Origin of the sequence: Kitasatospora sp. NBC_00374 (genome assembly GCF_041434935.1) — a bacterium.
Classification (GTDB): Bacteria; Actinomycetota; Actinomycetes; order Streptomycetales; family Streptomycetaceae; genus Kitasatospora.
In genome coordinates this window covers 6,553,970-6,568,450 of record NZ_CP107964.1, presented here as the reverse complement: position 1 = coordinate 6,568,450, position 14,481 = coordinate 6,553,970, and the positions used below count along the sequence as shown (strand labels likewise).

The window sequence follows — 14,481 nt, the reverse complement described above, 5'->3', positions numbered from 1 at the left end:
CGTGCGCGAGTTCAGCAGCCCGGCCCTGGCCGAGGCCGCGACCGGCGGCCTCGCCGACAGCGTCTACGACGCCGCGGAGCGCACCCCCACGCTGGTCCAGCTGTCCCGTTGGCTGCGCGACGACTGGCAGCCGGTGACGGCCCTGCGCTTCCGCGACGAGGTGCTCGCCCTCGCCAAGGGACTGCTGACCCGGGGGGTCCGCTACGGCGACCGGGTCGCGGTGATGTCCACCACCCGGTACGAGTGGACGCTCTTCGACTATGCGCTGTGGTCTATCGGCGCCATCCCGGTGCCGGTCTACCCGACCGCCGCCGCCGAGCAGGTCCGCTGGATCCTGGCCGAGACCCAGGCCGTCGCGTGCGTGGTGGAGGACGAGGACCACGCGATGACGATCGGCGCGATCTGCGACGCGCTGCCCGACCTCACCGGCATCTGGCAGCTCGACCGCGGCTGCGTGGCGGCCCTGATGGAGGACGGCCGCAGCGTGCCGGACGCCCTGGTGCACCGGCAACGGCTCGCCGTCGGGCCCGACAGTGTGGCCACCGTCATCTACACCTCGGGCACCACCGGGCGGCCCAAGGGCTGTCTGCTCACCCACGCCAACTTCGCGGCCGAGGCCGATACCCTGCTGGCCGGCTGGGGCGAGGTGATCCGGGACGGCGGCGGCGCTCCCCCCGCCGTCCTCCTCTTCCTTCCGCTCGCGCACGTCTACGGCCGGGTGGTCCAGATCGCCGCGCTCCGCGGCGGGATCCGGATCGGCCACCACGGCCGGCTCTCCGCCGACTCCCTGCTGCCGGCGCTGGCCTCGTTCCGGCCGAGCTTCCTGCACGCCGTGCCGTACATCTTCGAGAAGATCCACCAGAGAGCCCGGGAGCGCGCGGAGAGCAGCGGGCGGCTCGAACTCTTCGAGCAGGCCTCCGAGGTGGCCGTCGCCTGGGCCACCGCCCGCGAGCAGCGCAGCCTCGGCCGGGGCCCCGGGCCCAGCGCGGCGCTGCGGATCCGCCACCACGCCTACGACCGCATGGTGTACCAGCGGCTGCGGGCCGTCCTGGGCGGGCGGGTGCGCAACGCGATGTGCGGCGGCTCCTCGCTCAGCCGCGAGCTGGGGCTCTTCTTCTCCGGCGTGGGGATCACCGTCTACGAGGGCTACGGACTGACCGAGACCACCGCCGCCGTGGCCGTCGCGCCGCCCGACAAGCCCAGGTTCGGCACGGTCGGGCCGCCGATCCCGGGCACCAGCATCGCGATCGGCGAGGACGGCGAGGTCTGGGTGCGCGGCGACACCGTCTTCGCCGGCTACCTCAACCACCCCTCCTGTACCGAACAGGCCCTGTACGACGGATGGCTGGGCACCGGCGACCTCGGTTCGCTGGACGAGGACGGCTATCTGACCATCACCGGGCGTAAGAAGGAGCTGATCGTCACCAGCAGCGGCAAGAACCTGGCGCCGTTCGCCCTGGAGGAGCGGGTCCGGGCCCACCCGCTGGTGGCCCAGTGCCTGGTGGTCGGCGACAACCGGCCGTACGTGGCGGCCCTGATCACGCTGGACCCGCAGGCCCTGGCGCACTGGCAGAAGACCCGGGGCCGCGAGCAGCTCGACCCGTGGGCCTCCCTGGTCGACGCGGACCTGCACGCCGAGATCCAGCGCGCGGTGGCCGCCGCCAACACCACGGTCTCCCGTGCCGAGTCGATCCGCGCCTTCCGGATGCTGCCCACCGAGTTCAGCATGGAGGACGGTCTGCTCACCCCGTCCCTGAAGCTGCGCCGGCACGCGATCGTGCAGCGGTACGCCTCGGACATCGAGGAGCTCTACACCGGCTGACGGGCCGAGCGGCGGACCGGGCGACGGGCCGGGCGGCGGGCCCGGTGACGCTCCGCATGGCGGCTCTTGACGGGGCGACAGTCCACAGCGCTGCGCCGAGTCGCGGCCTGCGCGGCGGGCGCCGCCCTGGCCGTCCTCGACCTCGCCGCGCCGGCCGCCCCGGCCGACCAGGCACCCGGCACCCGGCACCAACCTGGCCACCAACCCCGGCTTCGAGATCCCCACCCTGCCGCTCGCCGGCCAGGGTCGGGGCTGCGGCCCGCCGGGCCGGTGGACTACCTGCGCTGACCGGATCGTGGGGGAGCGGCCGGCTGCGGCCGGTCCCCCACGACTGCTCAGACCCCGGCGGTGAAGGCGGGCAGGTAGCCGCCCGACTGGCCGGCCGCCTTGGGGTGGTAGCTCTCGTCGACCGGGAGGGTGGTGCTGTTCAGCCACACCGTCCCGCTCGCGCAGATCTCGTGGCCGGTGAAGAGGCCTCTGACGTCCTTGAAGGTGAAGCCGGCGTCGGCGGCCCGCTTGGCGATCACGTCGTCCAGCGTGTCGGCAGCGCCGTTGATGGCCGCGCGCTTGGTGTCGCCGATGCCGAAGATGCAGCTGCCGCCGATCTTGTAGAGGTGCGGGTACCCGAGCACCACCACGTGCGCGTTGGGCGCCTTGCTGTGGATCGCGGTGTAGACCTGGTCGAGCTTGCCGGGCAGCGTGGTGGTGGCGTAGCTCTTCGCCGCGGCGACGGCGCTCAGGCAGGCGCTCTCGCTGTTCAGCACGCAGGTCTGCATGGTGTCGGCGAAGCCCGCGTCGTTGCCGCCGATGGTGATGCTGACCAGCGTGGTGGAGGAGTCCAGCACGGAGAGCTGGCTGTTGAGGACGTCGCCGGTGCGCGCGCCGGAGCACGCCACGAACGAGAAGGCGGACGGCCCGTGGGCGTTCTTCCACAGGTACGGGTACGCGTTGGTGCTGCGCTTGCAGCTGCCGCTGTCGCCCAGGTAGCTGCCGGCGCCGACGCCGGCGGAGTAGGAGTCACCGAGTGCGGCGTACCTGGCGCCCGCCGCACCGGCGTCGGTGGCGGCCGCCAGGGTGGCGAGCGAGAGCAGGACGGCCGTCAGGGCTGCGGGCAGGGCACGGCTACGGACACGGCGCATGAGCACCTCCGGGAGAGTGATGTGGGTCACATTCTGGATACCAGCCAGTAGCCAACCCGGATAGTGGTCATGCCAAAGTTGCCGTCGCCCGGAGGATGAATTTTTTCCCAGCGGCGGTCGACAGCCGGGAAGTTGACGTTCGGTCGAGGTCAGAGCGCCGGCCGGCCGGTCTTCAGCGAACCGTCAGCCGGCTCCCAGGAAAGCCGTCCTGAATTTCCGTCAGGCCACGACGATCTCCAACTCGAAGCCCTGCGCGTCGATCAGGTGCACCGCCTCACCGGTGTCCACCCGCTGCCGCCAGCCGGCCGACAGCGCCGCCGCCACCGCCGCACGCGACCCGTGCACCGCCAGGTGGTTGAGCCCCGCCCGGAGCCGCTCGTGGCCGCCGGGGAGCAGCGCCGGGGACTGCTCGAACACCAGGTACGCCGAGCCGAGCCGCCAGCTGCGCCCGTTCGCCCAGTGCTGGAACGGTTCACAGCCGAGCGCCACGAGCACCGGGCCCCACTGGGCCTCGGCCACGGCCAGGTCGTCGACCCAGAGCTCGACGTGGTGGAAGAGGCCGGGCTGCGCGGCGGGGCCGGTCACGGGTGTCGACTCCCGGGCTCGGGGGACGGGTGCGCACGACATCGTGCCAGAGCGGACGGCGTCGGAGCGTCAGAAGGTACGGCCGGCCTCGGGGAAGCGGCAGCCGGCCGCCGGGAGCTCCTCGATGGTCTCGTCGGCCACGGCGGGCACACCCAGCCGGCCGACGGCGCACGCCACCGCCGCCCGCGCCTGCCGCAGGCCCGGCGCGCCCCACCCCAGCAGCTCGACCGCCAGCCCCGGGGCGACCAGCAGCCGCCGGTAGTGCCGCCCGGAGGCCGGGTCCGGAGCGGTCGGGCCGACCCGGCGCAGGGCGGCCGCCATCCGGACCCGGGCGCACTCGTGCCCGCCGTTGGCCGAACCGACCCGGTCGTAGAGGTAGCCGAGGTAGTGCGGGCGGCCGATCTCCGCCTGCGCCTCCTCGGCCGACTCGCGGGCCAGCGCGGCACCCGGGTCGCCGCGGTCCTCCGGCTCCAGCGAGCCGCCGGGCAGGCTGACGATGCCGTCCTTCGGGTTGACCAGGGTGAGCACCCGCCCGTCCGGGGCGAACAGCCAGCCCCAGGACTGCTTCACCGGGAGCCCGGCCGGTACGGGCTCGCCGGGCCGCCACGGCCAGCCGGCCGTCGGGCGACGCCGCACGCGGCCGAGCAGGTCGGAGATCTCCGCGCTGTACTCGATGCGGCCCATGCGTCTCCCTTCGGGCTCGGGTCGCGGGCTCGGCGGCCGGCGGTCGGTGGGGCCACGACCGGCGCCGGGCCACGGAGTGGGCTCGGCGGGGCCCGCCTCACACTCCGCCTGTTGATCTTCCCCGAACAGACGGTCGATGAACAGTCCTGGCCGCCGCCCGGGGCACGGCCGGGCCGCTCCCGCGCCCCACAGCCGCGCGCACGGGCACGGGCCGGGCGGGCCGGCGCCGCCGGGCCGCCCGCGTCCGGGGACCTTACCGAACGCCGGCCGCGAGTGTCCCGATCGTCCCGGAACCGCCCGGCCTGTCGGTGGTTCCTGTGATACTCGGTGCTGGTCGGCCGGTCCCCGTGCCGACCCGGTGATCCGGAGGGAGCAGGGCGTGGCGCGCATGCGGGCGGAGGCGGTGGCGTGAGGCTGCTGCACACCTCGGACTGGCACCTCGGCCGTTCGTTCCACCGCGAGAGCCTGCACGAGGCCCAGCGCACCTTCCTGGACCACCTGGTCGCGGTGGTCCGCGCCGAGCGGGTCGACGCCGTCCTGGTCGCCGGCGATGTCTACGACCGCGCGCTGCCCGGCCTGGACGCCGTGGCGCTCTTCGACGACGTGCTCTTCCGGCTGGCCGGCCTCGGCGTGCCCACGGTGTTCATCAGCGGGAACCACGACTCGGCCCGGCGGCTCGGCGTCGGCTCCCGGCTGATCGACCGCGCCGGCATCCACCTGCGGACGGACCCGGACGGCTGCGCCGTCCCCGTCCTGCTCGCCGACGAGCACGGCCCGGTCGCCGTGTACGGGCTGCCCTACCTGGAGCCCGCGCTGGTCCGGGAACGCTTCGGGCTCGACCGCGGTGGGCACGACCGGGTCCTCGGGGCCGCCATGGACGCCGTCCGCGCCGACCTGGCCGGCCGGGAGGCGGGGACGCGGGCCGTGGTGCTGGCGCACGCCTTCGTCACCGGCGGCGAGGCCAGCGACAGCGAGCGCGACATCACGGTGGGCGGGGTGGCGAGCGTGCCCGCCTCGGTCTTCGAGGGGGTCCACTACGCCGCCCTCGGCCACCTGCACGGCAGCCAGACCCTCGCCCCGCACCTGCGCTACAGCGGCTCCCCCCTCGCGTACTCCTTCTCCGAGGAGCACCACCGCAAGTCGATGTGGCTGGTCGACCTCGCCGCGGACGGCTCGGTGGCGGCCGAGCGGATCGACTGCCCGGTGCCCCGCCCGCTGGCCCGGCTCCGCGGCACCCTCGCCGAGCTGCTCGCCGACCCCCGGCACACCCCGCACGAGCAGTCCTGGGTGCAGGCCACGCTGACCGACCCGGCCCGCCCCGCCCAGCCGATGGACGAGCTGCGCCGACGCTTCCCGCACGCCCTGCAACTGCTGTTCGAGCCCGAGGGCGGCGACGCCGACGGCGCGCTCTCGTACGCGGCCCGGGTCAGCGGCCGCAGCGACCTGGAGGTCGCCGAGGGGTTCGTCCGGCACGTCCGGCCCGGCCGGTCGGTCGACGCCGCGGAGCACGCCTGGCTGGTCGAGGGCCTGGAGTCGGTCCGGCGGAGCACCGAGCGCGCCCAGGAGGAGACCCGATGAGACTCCACCACCTGACCGTCACCGCGTTCGGCCCGTTCGCCGGCACCGAGCAGGTCGACTTCGACCGGCTCGCCGACACCGGGCTCTTCCTGCTGCGCGGCGCCACCGGCGCCGGCAAGAGCAGCGTGCTGGACGCGGTCTGCTTCGCCCTGTTCGGCGAGGTGCCCGGGGCCCGCAAGGGCAATCCGCTGCGCAGCGACCACGCCGATCCGGCCAGGCTCACCGAGGTCCGTCTGGAGCTGACCCTCGGCGGGCGGCGGCTGGAGATCACCCGCAGTCCCGAACAGCGTCGCCCCAAGCGCCGCGGCACCGGCTGGACGGTCGAGAAGCCGCAGACGCTGCTGCGCGAGGCGGTGGCCGGTCCCGAGGGCGGCGCGCCCGTCTGGCGGGCGCTGAGCAAGTCGCACCAGGAGGCCGGCGAGGAGATCCGGCACCTCGTCGGGATGAGCCGGGACCAGTTCTGCCAGGTGGTGCTGCTGCCGCAGGGCGACTTCGCACGCTTCCTGCGCGCCGACTCCAGGCAGCGCGCCGAGCTCCTCGGCAAGCTCTTCGACACCCGCCGCTTCGAGCTGCTGGAACGCTGGCTGGCCGAGCAGCGCCAGCAGCAGGAGGCCGCCGTCCGCGACGGCCGCCGGCGGCTGCGCGACCTCGCGGCCCGCGCCGAGGAGGCGGCCGGCCCGTTGGCCGAGCCGGCCGAGGAGTGGCTGCCCGCCGAGGACGGCCCGGCGGCCGGCTCCGCCGGACTCACCGACGCCGTCCTCGGCTGGGCGGCGGTCCTGCGGGTCGGCGCCGCCGAGCAGCTGGCCGTCGCCGAGAGCGGCCTGGCCGGTGCCGAACAGGCACACGCCGCCGCCCAGCACCGTCGGCAGCGGGCGGCCGGGCTGGCCGACCGCCAGCGCCGGCACCGGGCGGCCGCCGTCGCGGCCGCCGCGCTGGCCGGGCAGGCGGCCGCGCTGACCGGCGAGCAGGAGCGGCTGACGGCCGCGCAGGCCGCGGTCGGCGTCGAGACGCTGCTGCGCCTGCGGGCGAACGCCGCCGCCGCGCTGCGTACCGCCGCCGAGGACGACCGCGTCCGGCGGGCCGCGCTGCCCCTCGACGGCGGCCTGCGGGAGGCGGGCACCACCGACCTGGCCGAGGCCGAGCACCGGCTGCGGGCCGAGGTCGGCCGGCTGGAGGCCGCCCGGGCCGACGAACAGCGGCGGGCCACGCTGACCGGGGAGCTGGCGGGGCTGGCCGCCGAGCGGACCCGCGCCGAGGAACTGGCCGAGGAGGCCCAGGACTGGCTGGTCGACTACGACGGCCGGCTGAAGACCCTGCAGGAGGAACAGGCGGCCGCCCGCGCCGCCGAGGCCCGGGTCGAGCAGCTGGACAGGCGCCGCGCCGAGCTGACCGACCGGCTCGCCGCCGCCGAACGCCGGGACGCCCTGCGGGCCCGGATCGCCGTCGCCGAGCCCGCCGTGCTCGACCTGCGCAGCCTGGCCCAGGACGCCCGGGCCCACACCCTCGACCTCCAGGAGCGGCGGCTGGCCGGCATGGCCGCCGAGCTCGCCGGAGCGCTGCGCCCGGGCGAGGCCTGCCGGGTCTGCGGCTCCGCCGAACACCCGGCCCCGGCCCGTCCGGCCGGCGCGCCGGTGACGGCGGCGGACGAACGACGGGCCCGCGACGCCCAGCGGCGGGCCGAGGAGGAGCACGACGGCGCCGAGGCCGCCCTGACGGTCCTGCGGGTCGACGAGGCCGCGGCCGCCGGCTCGGCCGGCACCCTCGGCCCGGCCGGGCTCGCGGCCGAACTGGCCGAGGTCCGGCAGGCCAGGGCCGACGCGCTGCGGGCCGCCGACGGGCTCGGCCAGACCGGTCAGCGGATCGAGCAGCTGGCCCAGGAACAGCACGGCAGGCAGCAACGGCTGCGCGAGGCCGACGCGCGGGCGGCCGCCCTCGCGGCCCGGATGCAGGCGCTGGCGACCGAGAGCGAGACGCTGTCGGAGCGGATCGCCGCCGCCCGGGGCGACGCACCCTCGGTCGCCGCACGGGCGTGCGGGCTCGCCGCGCTGGCCGAGTCGGTGGCGGCCGCACTGGCCGCCGCCCACACCGCGGGCCAGGCCGCCGACCGGCTGGCCGAGGCCGAGCGGGAGCTGCACGAGGCCGCGCTGGCGGCCGGTTTCGACGGTGCCGACGCGGCCGCGGCCGCCGTCCTGCCGGCCGCCGAACGCGCCGCGCTGCGCGATCGGCTGGAGCGGCTGCAGGCCGACCGGGCCGCCGCCGAGGCCGGACTGGCCGACCCGGAGCTGATGGCGGCCGCCGCCGAACCGCCGGTCGACCAGGAGCTGGCCCAGTCGGAGCTGCTGCGGGCGACCGAACGGCTGCGCCGGGCCGCCGCCGAGGACAGCGCGGCCCGGGAGCGGTGCCTCGCGCTGAGCCGGATCGGCGGCCGGCTCACCGAGCTGGCCGCCGCCCTGGCCCCGGCGCTGGAACAGTACGGCCGGATCAGCCGGCTGGCCGGCCTGGTGGCCGGCGCGCCCGCGGACAACGCGCTGCGGATGCGTCTGGAGTCGTACGTCCTGGCGGCCCGGCTGGAGCAGGTCGCCGCGGCGGCCAGCGACCGGCTGGTGAAGATGTCGGGCGGCCGCTACACCCTCGTCCACAGCGACGGCCTGGTCTCCGGGAACAAGCGCTCCGGCCTGTCGCTGCGGGTGGTCGACGCCTGGACGGGCAGCGAGCGGGACACCGCGACGCTGTCCGGCGGGGAGAGCTTCTTCGCCTCACTGGCCCTCGCCCTCGGCCTGGCCGACGTGGTGACGGACGAGGCGGGCGGGATGCCGCTGGACACCCTCTTCATCGACGAGGGCTTCGGCAGCCTGGACGAGCACACCCTGGAGGAGGTGATGGACGTGCTGGACGGCCTGCGGGAGCGGGACCGGGCGGTCGGCATCGTCAGCCACGTCGCCGACCTGCGCAGCCGGATCCCCTCCCAGCTGCTCGTGCGCAAGCACCGGCACGGCTCGACCCTCCGGCTGGCGGGCCGCGAGGACGCGTAGCGCCCTCCCCGCGCGCCGCCGGCCGTGGACCGGGCGGGTCAGCCCGAGCAGGCGATCCGCTGGGCCTGCTGCCAGGTGCAGACCGGGCAGTAGGTGCTGCCCCGGTGGTCGGCCGGGTACTCGGTGGGCTCCCCGCACAGGACGCAGTCGGCGCGCGGCCCGGCCGGGTCGGCCGGCGCCGTCAGGCCCCGGGTCGGGTCGCCGGCGGGCGCGAGCTCGCACAGCGGGGCGGCGTCGGCGGGTGCGGGCTGGTCGGTCATGCCGTCTTCCTACCCCCCGCACCCGGCCGCCGCAAACCCCGCCCGCCTGCCGGGACGCCGGGCGACCGCGGAGCCCGGCCGGGGACCGTACGGCTCAGCCGAGGAAGGAGAGCCGGACCGAGCGCCGGGGATTGTCACCGTTGGTGTCGACCAGCACCACCGACTGCCAGATGCCGAGGGCGAGCTGTCCGTTGATCACCGGGAGGGTGGCGTGCGGGGCGACCAGTCCGGGCAGGACGTGGTCCCGTCCGTGGCCGGGGCTGCCGTGCCGGTGCCGCCAGCGGTCGTCGGCCGGCAGCAGCTCACGCAGGGTGGCGAGCAGGTCGCGGTCGCTGCCCGCGCCGGTCTCGATCACCGCGACCCCTGCGGTGGCGTGCGGGACGAAGACGTTGAGCAGGCCGCTGCGGCCGGCCGCGGCACCGACCAGGAAGGCCGCGCAGCGCTCGGTGATGTCGACGGCCGCCTCGTCGGAGCCGGTGGTGATCTCGAAGACGATGGAGTGGAAGTTGTCCGCCATGGCGCCATCCTGACGGATCATCGGCCCGGCCCCGGACCATCGCGTCCGGCGTGGCGACGGCGGCCGGACCGGCTCCGGACATGACTGAGCGAGGCATGGCCGTCAGTCCCCGGCCATGCCTCCGCGCCGTCGGCCCGCCGGGTTCAGCCCCGGCTGCCGAACAGACTCCGCCGGAGCCGGCGCAGCGGGGTCAGCAGCCGCACCCGGGCCGCCCGCCGAGGCGTGGCCGGGGTACCGGCGCCGCGCGGCGTCAGCTCCCTTATCAGTCCGAGCGCTTCGGCGGTGTCCACCGCCGGGAGCGCGGGTGCGCCCAGCACGGCGAGGTGCCGCTCGATCCGGCGGCCGGTCGTGCCGACACCGCACTGGACCGCGGGCACGCGTGGCCGCGTCCGCACTTGCATGTGTTCCATCAGTTTCCCACCCCTACGAGGCGCCAGGGCCGTGAGGCGAAGACTATCCGTGTGAGACGGAGTTCGCGCAACCGTCCTGGTGTGCTGCCACCGTATCGTGCGGCAGGAACTGACACATCACCAGGTACGAGTGGCCTGGGTCACGAGTGGGCATCGAAAGCGGGATTCACGCCCCCGGCCCGCGTCGGGTCAGGCGGGCCGCGCCGGGCGCACCCCGGCGCTCTCCTGCAGTTGGACCTCGGGGCCGTCCGCCTGTTCCGGTGGATCGATCAGCCAGGAGACCCCGGCACCCGAGAGCCCGAGCCCGGCGAAGGCGGCGAGCAGCAGGACCACCAGCCAGGCGCCCGGCCCGCACCAGTCGATCAGCCCGCCGTTGCGGAGCAGGCCGACCAGCCCGAGCAGGCCGGTGACGACCAGCGCGGCCATGCCGCCCAGCACCCGGCGCAGCTCGGCCTCCCACCAGCCGAGCAGCAGGGCGACGCCGAAGGCGAGGCACCAGGCGCCGAGCACCCGGACGTCCAGCGGCCGGACCTCCCACGGCCAGCGCCTGGCGGCGGCGTCCGGCAGGGCGTACAGCAGGAGGCCGGTGGCCGTGACGGTGAGGCCGCTGGAGAGGACCGGGGCGGCGACCCACCAGGGCAGGCGGGGCGCGCGGGGCGGCTTCGCGCCGGCGACCCGCCACTGTGCGCCCAGCGCGACCAGGCCGACGAGCGGGGCGGCGAGGTGGACGCCGAGCCAGCCCCAGGCGGCGGCGAAGGCCGGGAGCGAGCCGCCGGTGAGGTGGAGGGTGCGGTGGCCGAGCAGGCTGGCGCCGAGCATCAGCAGCATGAAGAGCGCGCTCGCGGCGGTGGCCACCCTGACCTTCTCCCAGGCCCGGGCCCGCAGGGCGAGGGTGAGCATGACGCAGGAGCCGCCGTAGCCCGCGCCGAGCAGGGCGGCGGTGACCGGGGACATCCGCCAGGCGAAGAGGCCGTCGGTGGATCCACCGAAGAAGGTGAGGGAGAGGAAGACGCCGCCGGCGGTCACCGCGAGGGGGCCGAGCACCAGGAGCCTCAGGGCGGGGCTGACCGGCCTGGCGGAGGGTGTCGGCCGGCTCATCGGGGCTCCTTTATGAGACTTCGCGTCAATATAGGAGCCGGGGGACACCCAGGGCAATGCCTGGGACATCATTCAGAAATTGAACACAGCGGAGGGATTGACGCGGCCGAAACCTCCAAGCAATATCTCTACCAGGGCCGCATCACCGGACAGCTCCCCCGAGCTCGTCGCTTGTGTGTTCGACATATGAATAATCTTCCGACACTGCAGTGAGTCACTGCTTGGCCGTCTCGACGCTGCGACGGTTCGACTCCCCCGCGGTGGACGGACCGGCGGTCGGCCGTTGAGGGTCGGCCGGACCGCCACACCGGGCTGCCGGTGCCGCCGCTCGCACGGCGCGGCACCGGCGGTCGCGTGTTCACCCCTCCTCCCCCTCCGCGCTGCGCCGCCGCACCCCGCGCCTGCGCGGTGATCGGCCCGGCGCCCCGGCTCGCTAGAGTTGGCCGCACCGGCGAACCTGCCGAGAGCCGTCCAGCACCGTCGCGGAGAACCCACGCGTGAGCCCCCTCCTGAGCATCGTCCTGCCGGTCCACGGGGTCGAGCGCTACCTGCCGCACTGCCTCGACTCGCTCACCGCCGAGCACGCCCGGCCCGGCGAGGTCGAGGTGATCGCGGTCGACGATCTCTCCCCCGACGGCTGCGGCGGGATCCTGGACGCCCACGCGGCCCGGGACGAGCGGTTCCAGGTCCTGCACCTGGCCGAGAACCAGGGCCTCGGCGGTGCCCGCGCCGCCGGCCTCGCCGAGGCGAGCGGCCGCTACGTCTGGTTCGTCGACAGCGACGACTGGCTGCCCCCGGGCACCCTGGACGCCGTGCTGACCGAGCTGCGCCGGGAGCAGGAGACCGAGCAGGCCGGCGGCCGCCCCGTCGACGTGCTGCTCACCGACTTCACCCACGTCTACCAGGACGGCAGCACCGAGCCCAACCCCTGGCGCCACCTGCTCTCCGGCCCCCCGCTGGCCGACGGCTGCACGCTGGCCGAGCATCCCGCCCTGCTCACCGCCGTGATGGCGGTCTGGAACAAGGTCTTCCGCCGCGCGTACCTGCTCGGCCTGGACGTCGCGTTCGGCCGCGGCTACTACGAGGACATCTCGGTCACCTACCCGGCCCTGCTCGCCGCCGAGCGGCTGCGCTACCTGGACCGCTCCTGCTACGCCTACCGGCGCGGGCGGCCGGGCGCGATCACCAACACCGCCTCCCCCAAGCACGCCGACGCCTTCGCCCAGTACGACGCGATCTTCGCCTTCCTGGACCGGCACCCCGGCATCGGCGCCCCGCTGCGCACCCTGGTCTTCGAACGCACCGTCAAGCAGGCCGTCACCGTCTACGACACCCCCGGGCTGGTCCCGACCGACCTGCGCGCGGAGTTCTTCGGCCGGATCACCGACCACTTCGAGCGGCACCGCCCGGCCGGCTACCGCTTCCCCGGCGGGGTCCGCGGCCTGCAGTACCGGCTGGTCGCCCGCGGCGCCCGCCGCTCGTACGCGGAGCTGCGGCGCACCGGGCAGCTGCCGCGCACGGTGAAGCGGAGCACCCGGGCGGTGGCGCCGGCCGTCCGCAAGGCCGTGCGGGGCAGTGCCCGGTTCACCGCCTACAACGCCTTCCGGCGCCTGCCGCTGGACCGGAACCTCGCCGTGTACGCGGCCTACTGGCACCGCGGCTACGCCTGCAACCCGGCCGCGATCTACGAGAAGGCCAAGGAGCTGGCCCCGCAGATCCGCGGGGTGTGGGTGGTGGAGGACCGCGCGCGGGCCGCCGCGCTGCCGCCGGGCGTCCCGTACGTCATCGTCAACACCCCGGCGTACCTGCGGGCGATGGCCACCGCCACGTACTTCGTGAACAACGTCAACTTCCCGCACACCATGGCCAAGCGGTCCGGCACCGTGCACCTGCAGACGCAGCACGGCACCCCGCTCAAGACCATGGGCATGGACCTGAAGAACTTCCCGGTCGCGGCGGACGGGATGGACTTCGAGCGGCTGCGCGAGGCCGTCGCCCGCTGGGACTACCTGGTCTCCTCCAACCCGCACACCAGCGAGCACTTCGCCCGGGCCTTCCCCGGCCGGTACGAGATGCTGGACACCGGCTACCCGCGCAACGACCGGCTGGCGCTGGCCACCCCCGAGGAGTGCGCGGCGGTGCGGACGCGCCTCGGCATCGCGCCGGGCAGCACCGCCGTGCTGTACGCCCCGACGCACCGGGAGGCCCAGGGCGGCTACGTGCCGCTGGCGGACCTGCAGGAGCTCGCGCACCGGCTCGGCCCGTCCTACACACTGCTGGTGCGCACCCACTACTTCCACGACGGCGGGGCGGGCGACCTGACGGCCGGTCCGCAGGACGCCCGCGTCCTGGACGTCTCCGACCACCCGGTGGTGGAGGACCTCTTCCTGGCCTCGGACGCCCTGGTCACCGACTACTCCTCGATGATGTTCGACTACGCCGTGCTGGACCGCCCGATCGTGATCTTCGCACCGGACTGGGCCGAGTACCGGCGGGACCGCGGCGTCTACTTCGACCTGATGGCCGAGCCGCCGGGAGCGATCGCCGGCGACCAGGACCGGCTCGCCGAGGCGCTGCTGGCCGGCGACCCGGAGCCGGCCGCCCGGGCGGCGTTCCGCAAGCGGTTCTGCCCGTGGGACGACGGCGGGGCGGCGGAGCGGGTGGTCCGCCGGGTGTTCCCGGTTCAGGAGGGCTGACCGCCCGGGGCGAGCTCCAGGTACTCGGCGACCAGGCCGTCGGGGTGCCGCAGGTGGCGGGCCCGGCCGTGCGGCATGGCCGGCAGGTCGCGGACGAGTTCGGCGCCCTGGGCGAGCAGGAGTTCGGTCGTCCCGGCGAGCGAGTCGACGGTGAAGACCACACCGACCGCCCGGGTCGGGGCCAGCGCCTCCTCGGCCCCGCTCAGTACCAGCACCGGCCCGACCACCGTGGCGCTCAGACCGGTGGCCGGCATCCGCAGGGTCGGGCCGGCGGCCGTGCCGGTGACGTGCTGGTAGAGGACCACGGTGTCGGAGTGCCGGTCCTCCTCCGTGAAGACCGGGACCAGGGCAGTGTTGATCGGCATGGCCGCCCCCCAGGGCTCGACATGTCTCGGCTCGGCGCGCGACCCGGCCCCGCGCGGTCCGGGCCGGCGTGCCTGCCCCGGCTCGGCGCGACCCGGTGATCCGCCTTCACACGCTAACCCGTCGGAAGTCGCCCGGTCCGGCTTCCGCCGGATCCGGTGCCCGGCCGGGCCGCCCGAGGGCCCCCGCCGGACCCCGATGTCGTCCGCGCGTGGCCGAGCCTGCGCGGGGCGTGACGGGAATCGCACCGGACTTCGGGCCGGAAGGAGTGGACGGGCCCGGGGGGCAGTGTCGTAA

General features: G+C 75.3%; 12 protein-coding genes. 4 read left to right on the top strand and 8 right to left on the bottom strand.

What is annotated here, in order from left to right:
* The first annotated feature begins 1 nt into the window (after nt 1).
* On the top strand, nt 2–1,822 hold the full coding sequence (locus tag OG871_RS29300; protein WP_371500872.1) for a long-chain fatty acid--CoA ligase: 1,821 nt from the start codon (nt 2–4) through the stop codon (nt 1,820–1,822).
* A gap of 335 nt (nt 1,823–2,157) precedes the next feature.
* Here OG871_RS29300 and OG871_RS29295 read toward each other — a convergent pair whose 3' ends face one another.
* The 3 genes from OG871_RS29295 to OG871_RS29285 form a co-directional block, all read right to left on the bottom strand.
* Nucleotides 2,158–2,961: an SGNH/GDSL hydrolase family protein gene (locus tag OG871_RS29295; RefSeq protein ID WP_371500870.1), complete on the bottom strand. Its 804-nt coding sequence runs from the start codon at nt 2,959–2,961 to the stop codon at nt 2,158–2,160.
* Between the two features lie 219 nt (nt 2,962–3,180).
* Nucleotides 3,181–3,546, bottom strand: a complete 366-nt coding sequence (locus tag OG871_RS29290) for a glyoxalase (protein WP_371500869.1) — start codon at nt 3,544–3,546, stop codon at nt 3,181–3,183.
* A gap of 69 nt (nt 3,547–3,615) precedes the next feature.
* On the bottom strand, nt 3,616–4,230 hold the full coding sequence (locus OG871_RS29285) for a hypothetical protein (protein ID WP_371500867.1): 615 nt from the start codon (nt 4,228–4,230) through the stop codon (nt 3,616–3,618).
* A 408-nt stretch (nt 4,231–4,638) separates the two neighbouring features.
* Between OG871_RS29285 and OG871_RS29280 the strand changes: the two genes are divergently transcribed.
* Both OG871_RS29280 and OG871_RS29275 read left to right on the top strand, forming a co-directional pair.
* Nucleotides 4,639–5,808, top strand: a complete 1,170-nt coding sequence (locus OG871_RS29280) for an exonuclease SbcCD subunit D (protein WP_371500865.1) — start codon at nt 4,639–4,641, stop codon at nt 5,806–5,808.
* Nucleotides 5,805–8,840, top strand: a complete 3,036-nt coding sequence (locus tag OG871_RS29275; RefSeq protein WP_371500863.1) for an AAA family ATPase — start codon at nt 5,805–5,807, stop codon at nt 8,838–8,840. Before OG871_RS29280 ends, OG871_RS29275 begins: the two co-directional genes overlap by 4 nt.
* A gap of 38 nt (nt 8,841–8,878) precedes the next feature.
* Here the strand turns inward: OG871_RS29275 and OG871_RS29270 are convergent, their stop codons facing one another.
* The 4 genes from OG871_RS29270 to OG871_RS29255 form a co-directional block, all read right to left on the bottom strand.
* Complete coding sequence (locus OG871_RS29270; protein ID WP_371500861.1) at nt 8,879–9,100, bottom strand: hypothetical protein; 222 nt, start codon at nt 9,098–9,100, stop codon at nt 8,879–8,881.
* Between the two features lie 94 nt (nt 9,101–9,194).
* Complete coding sequence (locus OG871_RS29265) at nt 9,195–9,617, bottom strand: YjbQ family protein (RefSeq protein WP_371500859.1); 423 nt, start codon at nt 9,615–9,617, stop codon at nt 9,195–9,197.
* Between the two features lie 143 nt (nt 9,618–9,760).
* The gene (locus tag OG871_RS29260; protein ID WP_371500857.1) at nt 9,761–10,027 is read right to left on the bottom strand and encodes a hypothetical protein; all 267 of its coding nucleotides are present in this window, start codon (nt 10,025–10,027) and stop codon (nt 9,761–9,763) included.
* 189 nt (nt 10,028–10,216) lie between these two features.
* Nucleotides 10,217–11,125, bottom strand: a complete 909-nt coding sequence (locus OG871_RS29255) for a hypothetical protein (protein WP_371500856.1) — start codon at nt 11,123–11,125, stop codon at nt 10,217–10,219.
* Nucleotides 11,126–11,622: 497 nt separating this feature from the next.
* Between OG871_RS29255 and OG871_RS29250 the strand changes: the two genes are divergently transcribed.
* Nucleotides 11,623–13,821 (top strand): CDP-glycerol glycerophosphotransferase family protein, encoded by a 2,199-nt coding sequence (locus OG871_RS29250; RefSeq protein ID WP_371500854.1) that lies wholly within the window; start codon nt 11,623–11,625, stop codon nt 13,819–13,821.
* Here the strand turns inward: OG871_RS29250 and OG871_RS29245 are convergent.
* Nucleotides 13,809–14,186, bottom strand: coding sequence for a hypothetical protein (locus OG871_RS29245; RefSeq protein ID WP_371500852.1), 378 nt, complete (start codon nt 14,184–14,186; stop codon nt 13,809–13,811). The two genes, OG871_RS29250 and OG871_RS29245, sit on opposite strands and share 13 nt — an antisense overlap.
* Nucleotides 14,187–14,481: the final 295 nt, after the last annotated feature.